This is a genomic window from Pseudomonas mendocina, from assembly GCF_900636545.1.
GTDB classification, from domain to species: Bacteria; Pseudomonadota; Gammaproteobacteria; order Pseudomonadales; family Pseudomonadaceae; genus Aquipseudomonas; species Aquipseudomonas mendocina.
Map to the genome: position 1 here is coordinate 21,695 of NZ_LR134290.1, position 22,197 is coordinate 43,891.

Consider the following 22,197-nt stretch of genomic DNA (forward strand, 5'->3'; position numbering starts at 1 on the left):
ATTAGCCCCGTATCGCCCAGAAGGCCAGGTTCAGGCCGGGGTATTCGCCCGCCACGTGGAAAGCGAAGCCGCCGGATTGCGCCAGTTGCTTCCAGTGTTCGCTGCCACGGTCCAACTCGTAGTAGGTCGAGCCGGCGTGGAACGGAATCTGGCGCGGGGCCACCGGCAGCGGCAGCAGGTTGATGCCCGGTAGCTGCAGGTTGACCAGATCGCGGATGTGCTCGACCGAGCCGATCTTGCTCTGCTGGCCGAAGCGCCCGCGCAGGGTCTCGGCAGGCATGTCGGCGCGGACCACGAGGATGAAGCTGGCGCTGTCCAGCAGGCTGCGGTCAGCCAGCATGGCCACGTGCACGCCGTAGGCCTTCTCGACGATGGGAATGGCTACGGCCTTGCTGTCGATCAGCATCGACAAGGCTTCACGCAGTGCCTGCATCACCGGAGTGAAGCTGGCCTGCAGGTCATCGTGGATGTAGGGCGGGAACTCCAGCGGCCGGCGCGCGGCGTTGGAGAAGGTGGCGAACTCGCCGGCCAGAGCCAGCAATTCGCTGTACAGGCGCTCCGGGTGCAGGGGCTGCATCTGCGCCAGGTGGGCGAACAGCGGCTGCGCGCGGTTGACCAGTTGCAGCAGCATGAAGTCGGCGATTTCCGAGGCGCCGCCAGCGCTGGAGGCCACCACGCGCCCGGCCAGGGCTTCGCCGCGCTGATGCAGCAAGCCCAGCAGCTCGCCGCGAAAGGCAGCCAGTGGCGCGCTGGCTGCTACGTCGAGCAGCGGCGGGATGTACTGTTCGTCCAGCACCAGGGCGCGGTCGGCGCGTTTTTCCCGCACGCGCGCCACGCCCAGCACGGCGTATTCCTGCAGGCCATCGGCGGCGGTCAACAGGCGCAGGGCGCGTTCGCCAACCATCACCGGCACACGGCTTTCAAACGCGGCGTTGTCGTCGCGCACTTCGCGGACCTGGCCGCGATAGCGCGCGCCGCCCAGCGCTTCACCCGCTTCCACGGTGTCTCGCACACCCGCCCGGCGCAGCGGTAGGGCCAGATAGATCACGCCGTCGCGCAGGTCGTCGGGGATATCCAGTGGCTCCGGCGCCACGTCATCCTGGGGGATGTTGAAGGGTGTGCCGTCGGGCAACAGGCCGCGAGCGCTGACGATGGCCAACTTGCCCTGTGCCAGCAGGCCGATATCCAGCTGCAGCTCGGCGAAACCCCAGCCGGCGGCTGACAGTGGGCGACTGCGGGCATCGATTAGTGCCTCCAGGTAGCGGTCATGCTGCTGGAAATGCTGGGTGCCGATGAACATGCCTTCGGACCAGATCACACGGTTGTTCCAGGACATACAGGCTCCTGTTAGCGAGAGTCGAGGCGGGACGGCGCGTTGAGCTCAGCGGCGCTGGCGGCGTGGGTCCCGAGGTCGATGCGGTAATGGCTGAGGGTGCCCTGCTTCGGCTCCAGCACCACGCGCCACTGCGCCCGGTCAATTTCGCGGTAGCCGACCAGCAGGCCGAGATGACGAGTTTCCCGGGCGAGCGTGCGTTTCAGTTCCCGGGTCTGGCCGGGATGGACCAGCCATTCGTCCTCGGCCACCAGCTCGCCGCCCAGGGTCGCAGCCGCGCGCTCGGCGAGGCTGAAGTAGTCGGTCCGGCTGAATGCGGCGGCGCTGCGCAGCTCCAGCAGGCGCACACGCACCGGGGCGCTATGGCCTTCGACGGTGGGGTTCAGTTCATCGCCGGCCTGCAGCTGCAGCACGACGCTGGTTGGCCCCTGAGCTGCAGCACTGTCGTCCATCGCGTCCTTGCTGCAGCCGCTGCCCAGGCCTGCCAGCACCAGGCCCAGCAGAGCGGGCCGAAGTAGTCGTTGTCGCACGTTGTCATCCTTGCCCCACGCCCGTCAGGGGCGTCGTTGACGGGCGATATGTTGCTCATAGGCCCGGCCGAACTCGCGGCCGAACAGGTCCTGAAAATCGTCTTCGGCTTCGCGCGACAAGGTCGCGTACAGCTCCACGAACTGCTGCCAGCACTGCGCCTGACGCGAGCCCGGCAGCAGGCTGGCGAGCCCGCCCCCCTTGCCCATGCGTGCTTCCAGTGCCTGCGGTTCGAAACGCGCCAGCAGGTGACGGATGGCGGCCTGCACACCCGCCATGACGGCCAGTTGATGGGCGCGCAGGTCCTCGAAACCGTCCTGCACGGCCTGATCCGCCGGCATGAACGCCGAGTTGCCGCCACGCAGCAACAGGAGCAGGGCTTCTTCGGCGTTGGGCGCGAACTTCAGCGGGTTGTTTTCCACCGGCTGAACCATGGTCTGCTGCAGGCGGAACTCGCCCTTGAGGCTGCTGCGCGCCCGCAGTACATCGATCAGGCCCTCGACCATCAGGCGGTAACTGCGCCCGATGCTTTCCATCTGCGCGGCTGCCTGCTGGTCATCCAGGCGCAGGCGATCGAGCCCGGCGCCGCGCAGGAAGGCCTGCAGCAGCGCATCCCCTTGTTGAACTGCCTGCGCCTGCATGGGGGGCGTCGTAATCGGTGCGGCTGGTACGGCAACCGGGGCTGGCATATGTGCCGGCTCGATGGGCTCCGGTCGAGGGGAAGGTTCCGGCATTGGCGCTGCTGGAGCGGCGGTCGGCGCGATGTCGTCGAACAGGTTCCAGTCATCGGGAATCAGGCCCGGCGCGCTGGTTGGTTTGGGTTCGACTGCTGGGGTAGGCGCCTTGAACTCCGGTGGCCGGAAGTCATGCTGCTGCGCCGGTACGTGGTCGGCAACGGGCGCCGGCGCTGCCGTGTTCGGGCCGAGAAAATCGAACAGATCGGGCAACGTTTCGTGCGGGGCGACGCTTTGCAGGTGGGCGCTGGCCGAGGCATCGAAGGGGTTGGCCGGCGCTTCGAAAGGGCTGCTTGGAGCGGCCTGCTGGTTGGCCATCAGCGCTTCGAAACTGCTTGCGGACGAGACACTGGAAAACGGCCCGGTGCCTTCCGCGATGGAACTTTCCAGCGCTACTGCAATTTCGTACTCGCCAATCCGGATAACTTCGCCGTGCTGCAGAAGTTCACTGTTTCCGCGTTGCATGCGTATACCGGCCTTGACCAGTTCGACGCCATTGGTGCTGTTGTCGGTGATGTAGTAGCGGCCATCCTTGTTTTGCACGAGGCAATGTTTGGAAGAGACCAGACGTGCCGGATCAGGTAATACCCAGTCATTATCCGGGCTGCGGCCAATTGCCATCACGCCATGTTCCAAGGTTTTCTCGGGACATTGGCCTGGTGTGATCTTGTGATAGCTGGTGATGGTCAAGCGCAGCGCCATGTGGCCTCCCTGTCCGGCTCTTGTGACACTTTGAAAACCGTGAAAGCCTTTATTTTCAAGGCTTTCAGACGATTTTGAGCCCTTGTTAAACGTCCGTCGAAGGGGCTCTGGAACGCGGAAGCACGCGATCTTACCTATTGTTCCGGGGTTCAAGTATGTGCGCAAGCTCACAACTTAGCGAAACTTTGCCCAAGTTCACAAAGGCTCTGGGCGGTCGCCATACTACCTTGACTTTATATATTTTTAAGTTAAAAAATGCGCGACGCCATCGACATTGCGTAGTGGCCAATTAACACTAATCGTTAGTTGGCAAAGTGCCAGCCAGGACGAAGTTACGGCACTTTTGTGACGCAGTTCAAATCGATAAGGAGATCGAATCCGTGGAGACTTCGTTGTTGCTCGCCGCCGTTTCGGATACTTCACCCTGTGGTGAAGATCTGGAATACGACAGCGACTTTCTCCAGCTCGAGCGCGATGCCCTGGGGCGCCCCGAGCGCAGTATGGGCGATGCCATTCAGCCTGCCGAGCCGCCCGAATGGCGCCAGTTGGAACAGGCCTGTCACGCCCTTCTGCAGCGCAGCAAGGATTTGCGCATCACCCATTACCTGCTGCAGAGCCGCCTGGCGTTGCGCGGTGTCGAAGGGCTGGCCGACAGCCTCGAATTGATCCTCGAACTGCTCTCGCGCTACTGGCCCGAGATTCACCCGCAGCTCGACGCCGACGACGGCAACGATCCCACCGTACGCATCAACACCCTCTCCGGCCTCACCTGCGAGACCAATCTCGGCCTGCTGCGCAATGCCGTGCTGGTGCGTTCGCGGGTGTTCGGCAATATCACCCTGCGCGCAGCGCTGAACGCCGCCGGTTTGCACCCGGCCAGCAGCGAAAGCCTCAGCGTCGAAGAGCTCGGCGGCGCGTTGCAGGATGCCGACAGCGAATCCCTGCAGCTCACTCGCGACGCCCTCGGCCGCGCGTTGCAGAGCCTGGATGCGATCGAGCGACTGGTCAGCGAACAGGTCGGCTCCGCTCAGGGCGTGGAACTGTCGGCTTTGCAGCAACCGCTCAAGCTGGCCTTGCAGGTTCTCGGTGACAGCCCTGCCGGGGCCAACGCCGACAATCATCCAGCAGACACGTCAGCGCCTGCCGAGGCTTCGATGCAGCCGGCGTCAACACATGCCGCGATGCGTGTCAGCGGCGAAATCGCCAATCGCGACGACGTGCTCAAGAGCCTGGAGCGGATCCTCACCTACTACGCCTGCCACGAGCCTTCCAGCCCGTTGCCGGTGCTGCTCAACCGGGCTCGCAGCCTGGTCAACGCCGACTTCGCGACCATCGTGCGCAACCTCATACCCGATGGCATGAGCCAGTTCGAAAACCTGCGCGGCCCCGAGGAGTACTAGGCCGACCGGCCCAGGTATGCGGGATCACGCTTTACCGTAGACGGCCGGTGGCCGACACGCCGCGTCGCGTCAGGCGACCAGGAGAGAAAGCATGGCGAACAGCAGTTCTCAGAAATTCATCGCGCGCAACCGCGCGCCCCGTGTGCAGATCGAATACGACGTCGAACTCTACGGCGCCGAGAAAAAGGTCCAGCTGCCCTTCGTCATGGGCGTCATGTCCGACCTCACCGGCAAGCCGGCCGAGCCGCTGCCGGCGGTGGCCGATCGCAAGTTCCTGGAAATCGATGTCGACAACTTCGACTCGCGCCTCAAGGCGATGAAGCCGCGTGTGGCGTTCAACGTGCCCAACGAGCTGACCGGCGAAGGCAATCTGAGCATCGACATGACCTTCCAGAGCATGGATGACTTCAGCCCGGCCGCCGTGGCGCGCCAGGTAGACGCCCTCAACCAACTGCTGGAGGCCCGCACTCAGCTGGCTAACCTGCTGACCTACATGGACGGCAAGACCGGCGCCGAGGACGTGATCATGAAGGCGATCAAGGACCCGGCACTGCTGCAGGCCCTGGCCAGCGCGCCGAAACCCCAGGACAACGAGCCCCAGGCCTGATTCGGAAGACCACCATGAGCGAACAGTTGCAACAAGACCAGGCCGCACTGGCCAGCACCGAGCAGACCAGCGAATTTGCCTCGCTGCTGATGCAGGAATTCAAACCCAAGACCGAACGTGCCAAGGAAGCGGTAGAGACTGCCGTGCGTACCCTGGCCGAGCAGGCGCTGGCGCAGACCGATCTGATCTCCAACGATGCGATCAAGTCGATCGAGTCGATCATCGCCGCCATCGACGCCAAGCTCACCGCGCAGGTCAACCAGATCATCCACCACAGCGACTTCCAGCAGGTGGAAAGCGCCTGGCGTGGTCTGCACTACCTGGTGAACAACACCGAGAGCGACGAGCAGCTGAAGATTCGCGTGCTCAACATCTCCAAGCCGGAGCTGCACAAGACCCTGAAGAAATTCAAGGGCACCGCCTGGGACCAGAGCCCGGTGTTCAAGAAGCTCTACGAAGAGGAATACGGCCAGTTCGGTGGTGAGCCCTACGGCTGCCTGGTCGGCGATTACTACTTCGACCAGTCGCCGCCCGATGTCGAGTTGCTCGGTGAGCTTTCCAAGGTCTGCGCGGCAATGCACGCGCCGTTCATTTCCGCGGCCTCGCCGACAGTGATGGGCATGGGCTCCTGGCAGGAACTGTCCAACCCGCGCGACCTGACCAAGATCTTCACCACCCCGGAATACGCCGGCTGGCGCTCGCTGCGCGAGTCCGAGGATTCGCGTTACATCGGCCTGACCATGCCGCGTTTCCTGGCCCGCCTGCCATATGGCGCCAAGACCGATCCGGTAGAAGCCTTCGCCTTCGAGGAAAACACCGACGGTGCCGACAGCAGCAAGTACACCTGGGCCAACGCCGCCTATGCCATGGCGGTGAACATCAACCGTTCGTTCAAGCACTACGGCTGGTGCTCGCGCATTCGTGGCGTCGAGTCCGGTGGCGAGGTGCCGAACCTGCCGGCACACACCTTCCCCACCGACGACGGTGGTGTGGACATGAAGTGCCCGACCGAGATCGCCATTTCCGACCGTCGCGAGGCGGAGCTGGCGAAGAACGGCTTCATGCCGCTGCTGCACAAGAAGAACACCGACTTCGCCGCCTTCATCGGTGCGCAGTCGCTGCAGAAACCGGCCGAGTACGACGATCCGGACGCCACCGCCAACGCCAATCTGGCGGCGCGCCTGCCGTACCTGTTCGCCACCTGCCGCTTCGCGCATTACCTCAAGTGCATCGTTCGCGACAAGATCGGCTCGTTCAAGGAGCGCGACGAGATGCAGCTGTGGCTGCAGGACTGGATCCTCAAGTACGTCGACGGTGACCCCGCTCACTCCACCGAGACCACCAAGGCGCAGCACCCACTCGCTGCTGCAGAAGTCGTGGTGGAAGAGGTGGAGGGCAACCCGGGTTACTACAACTCGAAGTTCTACCTGCGTCCGCACTATCAGCTCGAAGGGCTGACGGTGTCGCTGCGGCTGGTTTCCAAACTGCCGTCGGCCAAGGGCGCATAACGCCTTGCGAGTGTGGGAGCGCTTCAGCCGCGAATGTATGAAGCCGCTCCTACGAGCAAGCCAACGGATGCGCAAAGCGAGTGAGATTACCGGGGTTATCCCCACCTATACGAGTGGCCCATGCCACCTCAGGAGAAAACATGGCTGTTGATATCTTCATCAAGATCGGTGACATCAAGGGCGAGTCCCAGGACAAGACCCACAAGGACGAAATCGAAGTGCTCAACTGGAGCTGGGGCATGTCCCAGTCCGGCAATATGCACACCGGCACCGGTGGCGGCGCGGGCAAGGTGAGCATCCAGGACCTGTCGCTGACCAAGTACGTCGACAAGGCTACCCCCAACCTGATGATGCATTGCTCCAGCGGCAAGCACGTGCCAAAGGTCACTCTGACCGTGCGCAAGGCAGGCGGTGATTCCCAGGTCGAGTACCTGATCATCAACCTCGAAGAAGTGCTGATCTCCTCGCTGAGCACTGGCGGTTCGGGCAACGACGACCGCCTGATCGAGAACGTGACCCTGAACTTCGCCAAAGTCACGGTCGACTACCAGCCGCAGAAAGCCGACGGCACCAAGGAAGGCGGCCCGATCAAGTACGGCTGGAACATCCGCTCCAACGTCAAGATCTGATGCCCTCCCGCCCTCGACGCAAGCGCCGGGGGCGGTCGGCGTTGGGATGGCTCCGACTCACGCAGTGATGAGACTGTTTCATGGCCAAGCCTTCGTTTATCAATCTGTGGAACGAATATCTCAAGATCTGGAGCGAGTATCCCGACGGCAAGGTATGTGATGGTCCATGGCCGAACCAATGCGCCATTCGCATGAGCTACGTGCTCAATGCCGACAAGACCATCAAGGTCAACAAGGCCACTTACACCGAACCCAAATGTGCTCACGCACACGCCAGGGGCGCTGAGTCATTGGCCAACTGGTTGTGGAAGCACCATCTGGGCCGCCCGCTGATCATCGGCGGCAGTGCACAGGAGCGCCTCAAGCTGGCCGACAAGAGCGGACTGATCTTCTTCAAGGACTGCTTCCAGCAAGCCGGGCAAACCGTCGATGAGCGCACAGGCGACCACATCGATCTATGGAAACGCGGCTTTACTGCAGGCCGTTACGATGACCCGAGGCACATGGCCCGGCAGGTCTGGTTCTGGGAGCTGGCATGAGCAAGCGCCTGCGTACACCCTTACTGCTGCTCGGCATGCTGACCAGTCTCTGTGCATGTGCCGAATCGACTCCGCCGCCTGCTGCAGGCTCTAGCTACCCGGAGCAAGTGGACCTGGCAGGGCAGACTTATAGATTGGACAACGCCGGGCAGACCTGCGTATTGCGCAAGCCAGACCAGAGCGTACTGCCACTGGGCATTGCCTCGCCGTGTCATTTCAGCGTCGGCAAGGATGGCCAGGCGCACGTCGAAACCTTCCAGAACGTGCCGATCGTCATGGTGCTGCATGTAGCCCCCGTGGCGGACAGCGAGCTGGAGTGTCGTTCGCAATACAAGGCCATTCGACTGGTCGAGGGCCAGTTGGAGTCATCGGTGCTGGGCCGGAGTGCCAGTTGCCTGCGCGGTGTCGGTGATCAGAAGAACTACACCGCGATGTTCGACTGGTAAACCTGCGCATGACCAGCCCAATGACCCCGCGTGAGCGCCTGCAGCCTTCGCTGCTCGACCGCCTGACCGACGATGACCCCGGCAATCCGCAGGAAAGTGCGGACCGCCGCGTGCTCTCGCTGAATCAGCTCAAGGCCTCGGTGCTGCGTGATCTGACCTGGCTGTTCAACACCATTGCCCTGCTCGATGCCGACACCACTCGGCACACGCCAGCCGGCACCTCGGTGATCAACTATGGGCTGCCGGCACTGGCCGGCAGCAGTGTGTCCGGTATCGACGTTGCCGCCCTGGAGAGTCTGATCCAGCGCGCCATCCTCACCTTCGAGCCACGCATCCTCGCCCATAGCCTGCGGGTGCGGGCGCATGTGGGTCATGAGCAGATGAACCACAACGCCCTGAGCTTCGAGATTCAGGGTGACCTGTGGGCTCAGCCGGCCCCCCTACCCTTGCTGCTGCGCACCGAGCTGGACCTGGAGTCCGGCCATGTGCAGGTGCTGCCCGCCGAGCAGCGGAGACGCTCATGAACCCCCGTTTGCTGGAGTTGTACAACCAGGAGCTGCAACACATCCGCGACGGCGCGGCCGAGTTCGCCCGTGAGTACCCGAAGATCGCCAGTCGCCTCAGCCTGTCCGGCCTGGAGTGCACCGACCCCTACGTCGAGCGTCTGCTGGAGGGCTTCGCCTGGCTGACGGCGCGAGTGCAGCTCAAGCTCGACGCCGAGTACCCGGTATTCACCCACAACCTGCTGGAAATTGCCTACCCGCACTACCTGGCGCCGACGCCGTCGATGACCGTGGTACAGCTGCATACCGATGCCAACGATGGAGCGCTCAACGGCAGCTTCAACCTGCCTCGCGACAGCGTGTTGCGCGCCACCCTCGGCAAGGACAGCCAGACCCCCTGCGAATACCGCACGGCTCACCCGGTAACCTTGTGGCCGCTACAGGTGGCGGAGGCCGAGTACATAAGCAACCCTTCCGCCGCGCTGGGTCGCCTGGCCGCCAGCGAGCCGCGTGCCAAAGCTGCGCTGCGCATCACCCTGCGCAGTGGCGCTGAAATACCCTTCGCCAGCCTGGATCTGGACAACCTGCCGCTGTACCTCAGCGGCCTCGACGAGCTGCCATTTCGTCTGTACGAGCAACTGCTGGGTAACCGCGTCGCGGTGTTCGCCCGCCAGCCGGGGCGCGACTGGGTCGAACGGCTGCCGGCCGACGCCTTGCGCCCGTGCGGCTTCGATGATGCCGAGGCGGCGCTGCCGGTAGTGCCGCAGGCCTTCCAGGGCTATCGCCTGCTGCAGGAGTATTTCGCCCTGCCGCAGCGTTTTCTGTTCGTCGACTTCTGCAATCTGCGCCGTGCCGTGCGCCAGTGCAGCGGCAACGAGCTGGAGTTGATCGTGCTGTTCGATCGCCTCGACAGCAACCTGCAGAATCAGGTAGATGCCAGCCAGTTCCTGCCGTTCTGCACTCCGGCGATCAACCTGTTTCCGCGGCGCCTGGATCGCATCCACCTGAGCGACAAGGTGCACGAGCACCACGCCATTGCCGACCGCACACGGCCGATGGATTTCGAGATCCATTCGTTGCGCGGCGTCACCGGCCATGGCAGTGGCCCGGAGCAGACCTTCCTGCCCTTCTATGCCGTACGTGATCCCGCTCGCTATGGGCGCGATCAGGCCTACTACATCGTGCGCCGCGAGCCGCGTGTGCTGTCGGCCGGGCAGCGCCGTAACGGTACGCGCTCCAGCTACGTGGGCAGCGAAACCTTCATCAGCCTGGTCGACAGCCACCAGGCGCCGTATCGCCATGACCTGCGCCAGCTCGGCCTCAGCGCCCTGTGTACCAACCGCGACCTGCCGCTGTTCATGACCGTCGGCAGCGGCAAGAGCGACTTTACCCTGGCCGACAGCGCGCCGGTGCAGAGCGTGCGCTGCGTGGCCGGGCCGAGCCGGCCGCGTGCCAGCCCGGCCCATGACAACCAGGCCTGGCGCTTGATCAGCCAGCTGTCGCTGAACTACCTGTCGCTGGCCGAGCAGGGCCAGGGCGCCGCTGCCCTGCGCGAGATGCTGCGGCTGTATGGCGATGTGCAAAATCCGGCGTTGCAACTGCAGATCGAAGGCCTGCGCGACGTCAGCGCCAAACCCTGTACGCGGCGTTTGCCAATGCCCGGGCCAATCGTCTTTGGGCGTGGTCTGGAAATCACCCTGGAATTCGACGAGAACGCCTTCCGCGGTACCGGGGTGTTTCTCCTCGGCGCGGTGTTCGAGCGTTTCCTGGCGCGTTACGTATCCCTCAACAGCTTTACCGAGACGGTGCTGCGCAGCACCGAGCGCGGCGAGATCATGCGATGGAAAGCCCGGCCCGGCCGTCGTCCGAACCTCTAGACACGCTTGCGCAGATGCAGGCGCAGCCCTGGGAGTACGACTTCTTCCAGGCCCTGCGACGCATCGAGAACGAGCACCCGCACCTGCCGCGCCTGGGCCGTTCCCGGCGCCTGGCAGACGATCCGCTGCGCCTCGGCCAGCGCCAGGAAGGCACGTTCGCTCCAGCCACGCTGGCCGCTGTAACGCCCGGCGGCGACCAGCGTCCGGCACGCCTGGAGCAGTATTTCTTCGGCCTCGGCGGGCCCAACGGACCGCTGCCGCTGCACCTGACCGAGTACGTGCGCGAGCGTCAGCGCAACCACGCCGACAGCACCAGCAAGTACTTCCTCGACCTGTTTCATCATCGCCTGCTGAGCCTGTTCTATCGTGCCTGGGCAGAGGCCCGGCCGACCGTCAGCCACGACCGCCCGGATGACGACTACTGGTCGGCGCGCCTGGCCGCCTTCAGCGGTCGCGGCATGCCCAGCCTGCGCCAGCCGGGCCTGCTGGATGATGCGGCGAAGCTGCACTACAGCGGTCACCTGGCCGCGCAGACGCGTTACCCCGATGGCCTCAAGGCGATCCTCGCCGACTACTTCGGTGTGCCGGTGCAGATCGAGGAATACGCCGGCAGCTGGCTCAGCCTGCCCGAGCGCACGCGCCTGGGCGTGGAGTCCAGCCAGCTGGGCGTGGACTTCTGCTTGGGCAGCCAGGTCTGGGACCGCCAGCACAGCTTCCGCATCTGCTTCGGTCCGCTGACGCTCGATCAGTACAACGCCATGCTGCCCGATGGCGAGTCGTTCGCCGCGCTGGTGGCCTGGGTCGCCGAATACCAGGGCGACGAGCTGGACTGGCAACTGAATCTCGTATTGCAGCGCGAGGAAGTCCCCGCGCTGCGTCTCAACGGCCAGGCTCGCCTGGGCTACACCACCTGGCTTGGTCAGCCACAGCACGACGCCAGGGATCTGGTGCTGGCCCGCCATCACGCCGCAGCAACTTCGCCGGCGGATCAATCAAGGAGAACTCCACATGGGTGAAATCAGTCGTACCGCGCTGTTCGGCAAGCTCAACAGCGTCGGCTACAAGGCCATCGAGGCCGCCACCGTGTTCTGCAAGCTGCGCGGCAATCCCTACGTCGAGTTGGCGCACTGGTTGCACCAGCTCCTGCAACTGCAGGACTCCGACCTGCACCGCATCATCCGCCAGTTCAGCCTGGAGCCGGCGCGCCTGGCGCGTGACCTGACCGACGCACTCGACCGCCTGCCGCGCGGCTCGACCTCGATCACCGACCTGTCCTCGCACGTCGAGGAAGCGGTCGAGCGTGGCTGGGTCTACGGCAGCCTGATGTTCGGCGAGCACCAGGTGCGCACCGGCTACCTGATCATCGGCATCCTCAAGACGCCGAGCCTGCGCCAGGTGCTGCTGGGCCTGTCGGGCGAGTTCGCCAAGATCAAGGTGGAGACCCTGAGCGAGCGTTTCGACGAGTACGTCGGCGATTCCCCGGAGAACAACCTGGCCGCCAGCGACGGTTTCGCCGCTGCCGCACCGGGCGAGGCCAGTGGCGCCATGGCGCCAGCGGCGATGGGCAAGCAGGAGGCGCTCAAGCGCTTCACCATCGACCTCACCGAGCAGGCGCGCAAGGGTGAGCTGGACCCCATCGTCGGCCGCGACGAGGAGATCCGCCAACTGGTCGATATCCTCATGCGCCGCCGGCAGAACAACCCGATCCTCACTGGCGAGGCAGGCGTCGGCAAGACCGCCGTGGTCGAAGGCTTCGCTCTGCGCATCGCCGCCGGTGACGTGCCGCCTTCGCTCAAGGATGTCGAGCTGCGCAGCCTCGACGTCGGCCTGCTGCAGGCCGGCGCCAGCATGAAAGGCGAGTTCGAGCAGCGCCTGCGTCAGGTCATCGAAGACGTGCAGGCCTCGCCCAAGCCGATCATCCTGTTCATCGACGAAGCCCACACCCTGGTCGGCGCTGGTGGTGCGGCCGGTACTGGCGACGCGGCCAACCTGCTCAAGCCGGCGCTGGCGCGCGGCAGCCTACGCACCGTCGCCGCCACTACCTGGGCCGAGTACAAGAAGCACATCGAGAAGGACCCGGCGCTGACCCGCCGCTTCCAAGTGGTGCAGGTGCCCGAGCCGTCCGAGGACAAGGCGCTGTTGATGATGCGTGGCGTGGCCTCGACCATGGAGAAGCACCATCAGGTGCAGATTCTCGACGAGGCCCTGGACGCCGCGGTCAAGCTGTCGCATCGCTACATCCCGGCGCGTCAGCTACCGGACAAGTCGGTCAGCCTGCTCGACACCGCCTGCGCCCGCGTGGCCATCAGCCTGCACGCCGTGCCGGCCGAGGTCGACGACAGCCGCCGGCGCATCGAAGCGCTGGAAACCGAACTGCAGATCATTGCCCGCGAGCACGCCATCGGCATCGACGTCAGCCTGCGTCAGGCCAACAGCGAGAGTCTGCTGGCCGCCGAACGCGAGCGCCTGGCCGAGCTGGAAAACCGCTGGGCCGAAGAGAAGCAGCTGGTCGACGAACTGCTGGCCACCCGCGCCAGCCTGCGCGAAAGCGCTGGGGTGGTCGATCAGGACAGCGGCGCCGATCACCAGGCCCTGCGCGCGCGGCTGGTCGAATTGCAGGAGCGCCTGAGCCAGTTGCAGGGCGAAGCCCCGCTGATCCTGCCAACCGTCGATTACCAGGCCGTGGCCTCGGTGGTGGCGGACTGGACCGGCATCCCGGTGGGACGCATGGCGCGCAACGAGGTCGAGACCGTGCTCAACCTCGACAGCCTGTTGGCCAAACGCATCATCGGCCAGGACCATGCGCTGAAGATGATCGCCAAGCGCATCCAGACCTCCCGCGCCGGCCTCGACAATCCCAACAAGCCGATCGGCGTGTTCATGCTCGCCGGCACCTCCGGCGTCGGCAAGACCGAGACCGCGCTGGCGCTGGCCGAGGCGCTGTATGGCGGTGAGCAGAACCTGATCACCATCAACATGAGCGAATTCCAGGAGGCGCACACCGTCTCCACCCTCAAGGGTGCGCCGCCTGGCTACGTTGGCTACGGCGAAGGCGGCGTGCTGACCGAGGCGGTGCGCCGCCGGCCGTACAGCGTGGTGCTGCTCGACGAGGTGGAAAAGGCCCACCCGGACGTGCACGAGATCTTCTTCCAGGTGTTCGACAAGGGCGTGATGGAAGACGGCGAAGGGCGTCTGATCGACTTCAAGAACACCCTGATCCTGCTTACCACCAACGCCGGCACCGAACAGGTGGCGCGCCTGTGCCAGGACGCGGACAACCTGCCCGACCCGGAAAGCATCGCCCGCGACCTGCGGCAGCCGCTGCTGGAGATCTTCCCGCCGGCGCTGCTCGGCCGTCTCGTGACCATCCCCTATTACCCGCTCAGCGACGCCATGCTCAAGGCCATCACCCGCCTGCAGTTGGGGCGCATCAAGAAGCGCATCGAAAGCACCCACAAGGTGCCCTTCGACTACGACGAGGCGGTGGTCGACCTGGTGGTTTCGCGCTGCACCGAGAGCGAGAGTGGTGGCCGGCAGATCGACGCCATTCTCACCAACGGCATGCTGCCGGACATGAGCCGCGAGTTCCTCACCCGCATGATGGAAGGCAAGCCGCTGGCCGGTGTGCGCATCAGCGTGGCCGACAACGACCTGAACTACAGCTTCGCCGACAACGCCTGAGCCCGAGCGCGGGTCGGCTAGTGCCGGCCCGCGCCATGGCAGGCCGGAACCCCGACCTATGTTCTTCGCCCAATCTTCACGCTTTGCCCGCATCACCAGCCCGCTCGGGCCGGACGTTCTGCTGCTGCGCTCGATGCACGGCAGCGACGAGCTGGGCCGCCTGTTCGAGTACGAGCTGCAACTGGTGTCCCACGATGCCAACCTCGATCTCAACCAGTTGCTCGGCAAGCCGCTGACGCTCTCCGTGCAGCAGCATGGCGGTGGCGACCGGCATTTCCACGGCATCGTCGCCGCCTGCGGGCAGAGCGTCGACCGCGGCCAGTTCGCGGCTTATCGGGTCACCCTGCGGCCCTGGCTTTGGCTGCTCAGCCGCACCTCCGACTGCCGCATCTTCCAGCACATGAGCGTGCCGCAGATCATCAAGCAGGTGTTCCGCGACCTGGGGTTCTCCGATTTCGAAGACGCGCTGAGCCGCCCGTACCGCGAGTGGGAGTACTGCGTGCAGTACCGCGAAACCAGCTTCGACTTCGTCAGCCGGCTGATGGAGAAGGAGGGCATCTACTACTACTTCCGCCACGAGGCCGATCGCCACGTGCTGGTACTGGCCGATGCCTACGGCGCGCATGTGCCGGCACCCGGTTACGCCAGCGTGCCCTACTTCCCGCCGGACGGGCAGCACCGCGAGCGTGACCACATCAACGACTGGCAACTGGCCCAGCACGTGCAGCCGGGCTCGATGGAACTCAACGACTACGACTTCCAGCGCCCCAGCGCGCGCATCGACGTGCGCTCGGTCATGCCGCGTCCGCACAATGCCGGCGACTATCCGCTGTACGACTACCCGGGTGCCTACGTGCAGAGCAGTGACGGCGAGCAGTACGCGCGCAATCGCATCGAGGCGCTGCAGAGTCTGCACGAGCGCGTCGAGCTCGGCGGCAGCGTGCGCGGCATCGCCTCGGGCAACCTGTTCAGCCTCACCGGCTTCGGTCGCGCCGACCAGAACCGCGAGTACCTGGTGGTCTGCGCGCGCTATCACGTCCTGCAGGAGTCCCTGGAGAGTGGCAGTGGCGGCGGTGGCCAGTTCGAGTGCCAACTCACCTGCACCGACGCTCAGCAGACCTTCCGCCCGCTGTGCGGCACGCCCAAGCCGATGGTGCAGGGGCCGCAGACCGCCGTGGTGGTCGGCCCCGCCGGCGAGGAGATCTGGACCGATCAGTACGGCCGGGTCAAGGTGCACTTCCACTGGGATCGCCACGACCAGTCCAACGAGAACAGCTCCTGCTGGATTCGCGTCTCGCAGAACTGGGCCGGCAAGAACTGGGGTGCGATCCAGATTCCACGCATCGGCCAGGAGGTCATCGTCAGCTTCCTGGAAGGTGATCCCGACCAGCCGATCATCACCGGGCGCGTCTATAACGCCGAGCAGACGGTGCCCTACGACCTGCCCGCCAACGCCACCCAGAGCGGTATCAAGAGCCGCTCCAGCAAGGGCGGCACGCCGGCCAACTTCAACGAAATCCGCATGGAGGACAAGAAGGGCGCCGAGCAGCTGTACATCCATGCCGAACGCAACCAGGACATCGTCGTCGAGGTGGATGAAACCCACTCGGTGGGCAACAACCGCACCAAGAGCATCGGCATGAACGAGACGGTGACCATCGGCAACAACCGCCTGCGCGCGGTGAAGCTCGATGACGTGCTGTTGGTGGGCTCGACCAAGACCGACAGCATCAGCCAGAGCTACCTCATCGAGGTCGGCCAGAACCTGCGCCTGGTCTGCGGCAAGAGCATTCTCGAACTCAACGCCAGCGGTCAGATCAACCTCAGCGGCGTGGCGATCAACTTCCACGCCAGCGGCGACGCGGAATTCAACACAGGCGGCGTGCTCAACCTGAACATCGGCGGCGGCCCTGGCGCCACCCCCGATGGCCAGGGTGATCAGGGCAGCATCGATGCGGCCGTCAAATCCCTGTTCGGGCAAGAGAAAGGAAACGCCTGATGAGCTACACCACCCAAGAGCTGAGCCTGCAACTGCCCACCGCAGAGGTGCAGGACGGCACCATCAATATCCTGCGTTTCCCCGCCCTGGGCACGTCGCTGGTGATCACCCGCGGCAATCTGGGGGCTGACGAAACCCTGCGCAGCCACTTCGAAGAGCAGCTCGGCAAGCTGGCCAAGCAGCTCAAGGAAATGAAGACCAGCCCGATCAGCGACACCCGCGTCGGTCCGGCCGACAACATCGAAGCGGTGGAGCTGCGCAACCAGTTCATCAAGGGCACCGAACAGGTGTACCAGTTCCAACTCGGCATCAAACCGGCCGAGGGTCGCATCATGTCGCTGAGTTACGTGAAGCCGCAGCCGATGGGTGAGGCCGAGGCCAGCCACTGGGAAAGCATCAAGCGCTCGCTGGTACTCAACGGAGCGGGATAAGCGTCGATGTCCGATCTGTTCTGGGCCGCGCGGCTCGGCGATGATCTCGAACACAGCTCGGTCTTCGCTGATGTCCTCAGCGGGGTGCTTGAGGTGGCCGCCTATGCCGCTGCCGGCGCTGCGTTGGTAGCCGCTACCGGTCTGACTGTGGCCACCGGCGGTATTGCCGGTTGCGTGCTGGGTTTTGCCGCCAGCGTCGCTGTCGGAGTTGGCATGAGCCTCACCGGCCTGGACAAGGCCGTTACGACCGTCTGCGATGGCCTGGCCAACGCCATCTTCCCGCCTAGCCCGCAAGCCAAGATCAGCAGCGGTGCCAGCAAGACCCAAACCAACGGCCTGCCGTCGGCCCGCGCGGCCGGCAAGCTGGGCGCGGTAGCGCCGCCGTCCGGCACTGAGCTGGAGAAGCCGCCAGAGCCCAGCTATCTGGACATGGCCAGTAGCTTCTTCAGTGAGTTGTGGAACCCTACCGTAGAGAATCCGGCGCCAGGTGCCATCCCCTGCCCGCTGGACACCATCCTCTGCGAGAAGCACCCGCCCATGCCGCTGCAATTGCTGGCCGAAGGCTCCAGTAAGGTCAGCATCGAAGGGCAACCGGCAGTGCGCAGTGGCGACCGCGCCACCTGCGAGGCCAAGGTGGTGGCCGCCGGCAACATTTCCTCCAACGTGCGCATCGGCGGCAAATCCGTGGTGGTACGGCCGATTCGCAGCGGCAAGACGCCCGGTGTTGGTCTGGCTCTGAGCGTGCTGATGGCGCTGCGTGGCAACCCGCGCAAGTTGCTGAGTAACCTGCCATGCCTGGCCATGGGCATGGTTAATGGCTTTGTCGTCGACCAGGTGGCCGGTGCGGTGACCCGGTCCATCACCGGAGCCCCCAATCCGGTGCATGCCGCTACCGGTGCCAAGGTACTCAACGGCCTCGATGACCTCGACTGTGTGCTACCAGCTCTGCTGCCAGTTGAGTGGCAGCGATTCTATTGCAACCGCGATGAACGCCAGGACGGTCTGTTCGGGCCGGGCTGGAGCGTGGCCTACGAAGTGTCGGTCACCCTCTCCAGCGACGCCGCTGGTGCGCGCAGTTTCATCTACACCGATGAACAGGGGCGGCGTATCGACCTTGGCTGGCTGGAGCCCGGTGACGCTGCCTATGGCCCGGGCGAGGGTCTCAATCTGCGCCGTGATGCCCGCAGTGGTGCGTTGCTTATCGAGAACGACGCGGGCCTTTACCGGCTCTTCGAGGTCGTCCCGGACAACCCACGGATGCTGCGTCTGAGCAAGCTTGGGGACCGTAATGACAACCGCCAGGTGCTGCACTACGACGCTCAGGGTCGTTTGGCGGCCATCAGTGACCAGGACGCCTTGCTGCGCGTGGAACTGTGCTACGAGGCTGCGCACCCCACGCGTCTGGCGCGGCTGGAGCGCTGCCACGCCGATGGACGGCGTCAGTTGCTTGCGGCCTACGGTTATACCGAGCAGGGGTGGTTACGTGAGGTGGTGGACGCCAATGGCCAGGTCAAGCGCCGCTTTGCCTATGATGACAAGGCTCGTCTGACCGCACACCAGACTCCCACGGGATATGGCTGCTTCTATCACTGGGGCGAGTTCAACGAGGCGGGTACGGTTCAGTCTCGAGTCGTGCGTCACTGGACCAGCGAAGGCGAAGAATACCTGTTCGACTATGACATCGAAGCTGGTATCACGCGTGTCCAAGACGGGCTCGGGCGTACTCGCGAGCACTGCTGGAACAGACAATACCAGGTCACCCGTTTCACCGATCCACTGGGGCAGAGTTGGACCTTCGACTGGAACGACGAGCGTCAACTGATCGCAGCCACATCCCCGCAGGGTGCACGCTGGCAATACGACTATGACGAGTCCGGCAACCTTTGCGGCTCCACCGATCCGCTGGGTCGTCGTGACTGCATCGAATTTCTGGGCCACTGGGCCCTGCCAGTCTGCGAAACCGATGCCGCCGGCAACACCTGGCAGTATCGCTACGACGTACGGGGCAATTGCCAGGAAGAGATCGATCCGCTGGGCCATAGCACTTGCTACCGTTATGACGACAGTGGTCTGCCGGTGGAAATCATCGACGCTTCCGGTAACCGCCAGACACTGCGCTGGAACGCGTTCGGCCAGCTCATCGAGCAGGTCGACTGTTCCGGCTATCCCACCCGCTTCGCCTATGACGAGTACGGCAATCTGGTGCAGATCGCCGATGCCCTCGGCGACATCACCCAGTATCAATACGACCCACAGGGCCGACTGCTACAGAGGCAACTGCCGGACGGTCGCAGTGAGCAGTTTATCCGTGATGCGGGCGGCCAGGTTCAGGCTTATCACGACCCGACTGGAAATGGGCTGCATTATCGCTATGACCGTAGGGGCCGGATGACAGCGGTTCTCGGCCCCCTGGGTAGCCAGATCACCTATACCTACGACAGCTACGGCAGGCTGCAGAGCCTCACCAATGAGAACGGAGAACCCTACCGCTTTACGTGGGACGACAATGACCGACTGAGCATTCGCCATGGGCTCGATGGTGCGGCCCGGCACTATCGTTACAACCCTGACGGTTACCTGAGCGGCGTGGCCTACACACCGGCTCCGATTGCCGGCGAGGACATAGAGCCCATCGTCCACGACTTGCAGCGTGATGCCGTCGGCAGGCTGACATGCAAAACCACTCGCGACGGAAAAACGCGCTACCAGTACGACGTGCTCGACAACCCGCTGGAGGTCAGCTTCACCGACAGTGCCGATGACGTTCAGGTCCTCAACTTCGCCTACGATCAGCTCGGCAGGCTGGCACAGGAAAGCGGTGCAAGCGGTACGCTGCAACACCGCTACGATGCGCTGGACAACCTGACGCAAACCATCCTGCCGGATGGGCGGCGCATCAGGCGCCTGTACTACGGCAGCGGCCATCTGCAGATGCTTCATCTCGATGACCATGAAGTCAGCCATTTCGAACGCGACCGGCTCCACCGCGAGGTGCTTCGCAGTCAAGGCCAGCTCACCACCCGCAGCAGTTATGACCGTGCCGGACGCCTGAGCGGACGCCGCCGCCATGGAACCGGTCAGCCGGTACAGCTACCGGCCCAGGCGGAACAACGCTATGACTATGATCCCTGCGACAATCTGATCGGCCGTCTGGACTATGACCCCCAGGCAGGACGTCATCAGCGGCACGGCCTGCACTACGATGCCCGCAGCCGCATCGTTTCCAGGCAGGATCTGCTCAGCGGGCATCTTGAAACCTTCGCCTACGATAGTGCAGGCAACCTGCTGCCTGGCGGACGACAGGACGCACTCGCAGTTAGCCATGACCAGCTTCTCGTCTATCAGGACAAGCAGTACCGCTATGACGCCTTTGGACGGGTGATAGAAAAGCGTAGTGCAGCTCGACAGCTGCAACGTCTGTTCTACGACGATGAGCATCGTCTTGTAGAAGTGCGCAATGCCGATGGCAGCCAGGTACGCATGCAGTACGACCCTCTCGGTAGGCGCACGCAGAAGAAACACTTTCATGCTCAGGGTCACCTGCTCAGTGAAAGCCGCTTCATCTGGGATGGTCTGCGCCTGCTGGGCGAGCAAAGCAATGGCCGGCACAGCCTGTACCTGTATGCGGGCAGCGGCCACGAGCCACTGGCCAGGGTCGACGGTAAAGGCCCGCACGCGCAGCTGCACTACTACCACAACGACCCCAACGGCCTGCCCCAGCAACTGACCGACGAACATGGCCGCTGCACCTGGCAAGCCAGCTATCAAGTCTGGGGCAATACCGTGAGTGAGCAGCGCCAGGGCGCTCATCTCATGGAGCAGAATCTGCGTTTTGAAGGCCAGTACCTTGATCGGGAAACGGGTCTGCACTACAGCACGTTTCGTTTTTACGATCCGGATATTGGCCGCTTCCTCAGCCCCGATCCAATAGGCCTGGCCGGTGGCACCAACCAGTACCAGTACGCGCCCAATCCTGTCGGATGGACGGATCCGCTGGGGCTGATGTGCCAGAAGTCGAACCTGCATCAACGTGGCCACAAGCCCGGCCCTGGCGAACGCAGCCTGACCCGCCAGCAATACAAGAGAATGGTGTCGCAGACGCGCCAACAGGGCGGTGCTTTGCATGCGCAGTTGCAATCACGCCTGCAACACTCTGACTATGTTTACCGTGCGACGAACTACAGGACCCTGAAGTACTACCGCGATGCGGGGCGCATCAACCGTGACGCTTACATGACCTTCGATAATCCGGGGCTGGATCCGAAGATCAGCATGGACAAGAGCCAGGTATTCGATCATTGGGGGCAGCACGAGGTGCTGCTGAAAATCCCTGCTTCAGAAGTTATCAATGCTCGGGTCCCGAGGCCGTTGGGAGATTCTCACCCGATCGGCTGGGAGCCTGTGACCGAGGCCTATCCGGCCGCCGGTTCAGGTGGCAACAGCCAGTTCCTTGCACAGACCTCAACCTGGGACGAGTCCTGGGTCATCCCCATGAATGGAGCGCCGCCAAGTGGACCCTGATCAACTCAGCCTGCTCTTGCAGGCTCGCCGCGCCGAACGAATCACTCAGGACGAGGTGACCGCCTGGGTCGATGCTCACGCCGATGCAGCCAGCAGCCAGCTCAAACGGACCACCTATCTGAAGTTGCGCCGCGGTGACCCGCAGCCGGCGTTTCTCGAATGCCTAGCGGCCTGCCAAAACTGTACGCAGGTCTACCAGGCTGGTGAGTTTCGTGATTACCAAGACTTCGAGCAGTGCGACGACCGCCTGCGTAGCGCGTCGGGTGTCTTTACACCCGTGCCGGCGCCCGCTTGGTACACGGCTCCGGCGCACATCCTGGGCGGCGAAGTGCTCTATCAATGCCAACAATGTGAAGCCATCTGGAGGCTCATCCTGCCCGAACGGGTGCAGCGAGGCAGTTGGTGTCGGATCGGTTAGAAATCGACCAGCTGAAATCTCTATTTGCCTCCGAATAGGGATATTTCCATGCAAAACCTTAACCGCTTCACAGACCCAACCAGCGCCTGGCTGGCTAATTAACGATATTGAGCTCCCGCTGTTCCTACAGAGCGTCATCCCAGGTTGAGTTCACGGCACCCAAAGGAAGGACACGCCTCATGAGCCACCCCACTCCAGAACGGAGCGCGCAACTGTCCGGCAAGGACCTACCGGACAGCAGCATCAAGATCCTCGATCACAATGTCCTCGGCAACGGCAAAGTCGTGCGTGGTGATCCCAATGTCCAGGGTGCCCATAGGCACAGCCTCAACGGATGACCT

18 protein-coding genes are annotated in these 22,197 nt (G+C 63.8%); 15 read left to right on the plus strand and 3 right to left on the minus strand.

Annotated elements, in window-relative coordinates:
• Position 1: 1 nt before the first annotated feature.
• From tssK to tagH, 3 genes are read right to left on the minus strand one after another with little or no spacing between them, the layout of a single operon-like run.
• Complete coding sequence (gene tssK, locus EL191_RS00080; RefSeq protein WP_041975632.1) at positions 2 to 1,336, minus strand: type VI secretion system baseplate subunit TssK; 1,335 nt, start codon at positions 1,334 to 1,336, stop codon at positions 2 to 4.
• Between the two features lie 11 nt (positions 1,337 to 1,347).
• Entirely contained in the window at positions 1,348 to 1,863 is a 516-nt protein-coding gene (tssJ, locus tag EL191_RS00085) for a type VI secretion system lipoprotein TssJ (protein ID WP_041975634.1), read from the minus strand.
• A gap of 24 nt (positions 1,864 to 1,887) precedes the next feature.
• A complete protein-coding gene (tagH, locus tag EL191_RS00090) occupies positions 1,888 to 3,297 on the minus strand; it encodes a type VI secretion system-associated FHA domain protein TagH (RefSeq protein ID WP_041975636.1) in 1,410 nt (469 codons plus the stop codon).
• Between the two features lie 380 nt (positions 3,298 to 3,677).
• Between tagH and tssA the strand changes: the two genes are divergently transcribed.
• From tssA to EL191_RS24350, 15 genes are all read left to right on the plus strand, one after another.
• Positions 3,678 to 4,697, plus strand: a complete 1,020-nt coding sequence (gene tssA / locus EL191_RS00095) for a type VI secretion system protein TssA (RefSeq protein ID WP_041975638.1) — start codon at positions 3,678 to 3,680, stop codon at positions 4,695 to 4,697.
• A gap of 91 nt (positions 4,698 to 4,788) precedes the next feature.
• Positions 4,789 to 5,304: a type VI secretion system contractile sheath small subunit gene (tssB, locus tag EL191_RS00100; RefSeq protein WP_013713177.1), complete on the plus strand. Its 516-nt coding sequence runs from the start codon at positions 4,789 to 4,791 to the stop codon at positions 5,302 to 5,304.
• 14 nt (positions 5,305 to 5,318) lie between these two features.
• A complete protein-coding gene (gene tssC, locus EL191_RS00105) occupies positions 5,319 to 6,812 on the plus strand; it encodes a type VI secretion system contractile sheath large subunit (RefSeq protein WP_013713178.1) in 1,494 nt (497 codons plus the stop codon).
• 140 nt (positions 6,813 to 6,952) lie between these two features.
• Complete coding sequence (locus EL191_RS00110) at positions 6,953 to 7,441, plus strand: Hcp family type VI secretion system effector (RefSeq protein ID WP_013713179.1); 489 nt, start codon at positions 6,953 to 6,955, stop codon at positions 7,439 to 7,441.
• 80 nt (positions 7,442 to 7,521) lie between these two features.
• Positions 7,522 to 7,980, plus strand: a complete 459-nt coding sequence (locus tag EL191_RS00115) for a T6SS effector amidase Tae4 family protein (RefSeq protein WP_041975640.1) — start codon at positions 7,522 to 7,524, stop codon at positions 7,978 to 7,980.
• On the plus strand, positions 7,977 to 8,426 hold the full coding sequence (locus EL191_RS00120; protein ID WP_041975641.1) for a hypothetical protein: 450 nt from the start codon (positions 7,977 to 7,979) through the stop codon (positions 8,424 to 8,426). The genes EL191_RS00115 and EL191_RS00120 overlap by 4 nt, the downstream gene beginning before the upstream one ends.
• Positions 8,427 to 8,434: 8 nt before the next feature.
• A complete protein-coding gene (gene tssE, locus EL191_RS00125; protein ID WP_013713182.1) occupies positions 8,435 to 8,950 on the plus strand; it encodes a type VI secretion system baseplate subunit TssE in 516 nt (171 codons plus the stop codon).
• On the plus strand, positions 8,947 to 10,806 hold the full coding sequence (gene tssF, locus EL191_RS00130; RefSeq protein ID WP_041975643.1) for a type VI secretion system baseplate subunit TssF: 1,860 nt from the start codon (positions 8,947 to 8,949) through the stop codon (positions 10,804 to 10,806). The genes tssE and tssF overlap by 4 nt, the downstream gene beginning before the upstream one ends.
• Complete coding sequence (tssG, locus tag EL191_RS00135; RefSeq protein ID WP_041975645.1) at positions 10,770 to 11,822, plus strand: type VI secretion system baseplate subunit TssG; 1,053 nt, start codon at positions 10,770 to 10,772, stop codon at positions 11,820 to 11,822. Before tssF ends, tssG begins: the two co-directional genes overlap by 37 nt.
• Positions 11,815 to 14,487, plus strand: a complete 2,673-nt coding sequence (gene tssH, locus EL191_RS00140) for a type VI secretion system ATPase TssH (RefSeq protein WP_041975647.1) — start codon at positions 11,815 to 11,817, stop codon at positions 14,485 to 14,487. The genes tssG and tssH overlap by 8 nt, the downstream gene beginning before the upstream one ends.
• 58 nt (positions 14,488 to 14,545) lie before the next feature.
• Positions 14,546 to 16,486, plus strand: coding sequence for a type VI secretion system Vgr family protein (locus EL191_RS00145; protein ID WP_041975649.1), 1,941 nt, complete (start codon positions 14,546 to 14,548; stop codon positions 16,484 to 16,486).
• Positions 16,486 to 16,917: a DcrB-related protein gene (locus EL191_RS00150; RefSeq protein WP_041975651.1), complete on the plus strand. Its 432-nt coding sequence runs from the start codon at positions 16,486 to 16,488 to the stop codon at positions 16,915 to 16,917. The genes EL191_RS00145 and EL191_RS00150 overlap by 1 nt, the downstream gene beginning before the upstream one ends.
• Before the next feature lie 6 nt (positions 16,918 to 16,923).
• Positions 16,924 to 21,438, plus strand: a complete 4,515-nt coding sequence (locus EL191_RS00155; protein ID WP_041975653.1) for an RHS repeat-associated core domain-containing protein — start codon at positions 16,924 to 16,926, stop codon at positions 21,436 to 21,438.
• A complete protein-coding gene (locus EL191_RS00160) occupies positions 21,428 to 21,856 on the plus strand; it encodes a hypothetical protein (RefSeq protein WP_041975655.1) in 429 nt (142 codons plus the stop codon). Before EL191_RS00155 ends, EL191_RS00160 begins: the two co-directional genes overlap by 11 nt.
• 179 nt (positions 21,857 to 22,035) lie before the next feature.
• Complete coding sequence (locus EL191_RS24350) at positions 22,036 to 22,194, plus strand: hypothetical protein (RefSeq protein WP_155294764.1); 159 nt, start codon at positions 22,036 to 22,038, stop codon at positions 22,192 to 22,194.
• Positions 22,195 to 22,197 lie beyond the last annotated feature (3 nt).

Coding starts and splice junctions, on each gene's coding strand:
- tssK (WP_041975632.1), bottom strand. CDS start 1,336: ATGTCCTGGAACAACCGTGTGATCTGGTCCGAAGGCATGTTCATCGGC.
- tagH (WP_041975636.1), bottom strand. CDS start 3,297: ATGGCGCTGCGCTTGACCATCACCAGCTATCACAAGATCACACCAGGC.
- tssB (WP_013713177.1), top strand. CDS start 4,789: ATGGCGAACAGCAGTTCTCAGAAATTCATCGCGCGCAACCGCGCGCCC.
- tssC (WP_013713178.1), top strand. CDS start 5,319: ATGAGCGAACAGTTGCAACAAGACCAGGCCGCACTGGCCAGCACCGAG.
- EL191_RS00110 (WP_013713179.1), top strand. CDS start 6,953: ATGGCTGTTGATATCTTCATCAAGATCGGTGACATCAAGGGCGAGTCC.
- EL191_RS00115 (WP_041975640.1), top strand. CDS start 7,522: ATGGCCAAGCCTTCGTTTATCAATCTGTGGAACGAATATCTCAAGATC.
- EL191_RS00120 (WP_041975641.1), top strand. CDS start 7,977: ATGAGCAAGCGCCTGCGTACACCCTTACTGCTGCTCGGCATGCTGACC.
- tssE (WP_013713182.1), top strand. CDS start 8,435: ATGACCAGCCCAATGACCCCGCGTGAGCGCCTGCAGCCTTCGCTGCTC.
- tssF (WP_041975643.1), top strand. CDS start 8,947: ATGAACCCCCGTTTGCTGGAGTTGTACAACCAGGAGCTGCAACACATC.
- tssG (WP_041975645.1), top strand. CDS start 10,770: ATGGAAAGCCCGGCCCGGCCGTCGTCCGAACCTCTAGACACGCTTGCG.
- tssH (WP_041975647.1), top strand. CDS start 11,815: ATGGGTGAAATCAGTCGTACCGCGCTGTTCGGCAAGCTCAACAGCGTC.
- EL191_RS00145 (WP_041975649.1), top strand. CDS start 14,546: ATGTTCTTCGCCCAATCTTCACGCTTTGCCCGCATCACCAGCCCGCTC.
- EL191_RS00150 (WP_041975651.1), top strand. CDS start 16,486: ATGAGCTACACCACCCAAGAGCTGAGCCTGCAACTGCCCACCGCAGAG.
- EL191_RS00155 (WP_041975653.1), top strand. CDS start 16,924: ATGTCCGATCTGTTCTGGGCCGCGCGGCTCGGCGATGATCTCGAACAC.
- EL191_RS24350 (WP_155294764.1), top strand. CDS start 22,036: ATGAGCCACCCCACTCCAGAACGGAGCGCGCAACTGTCCGGCAAGGAC.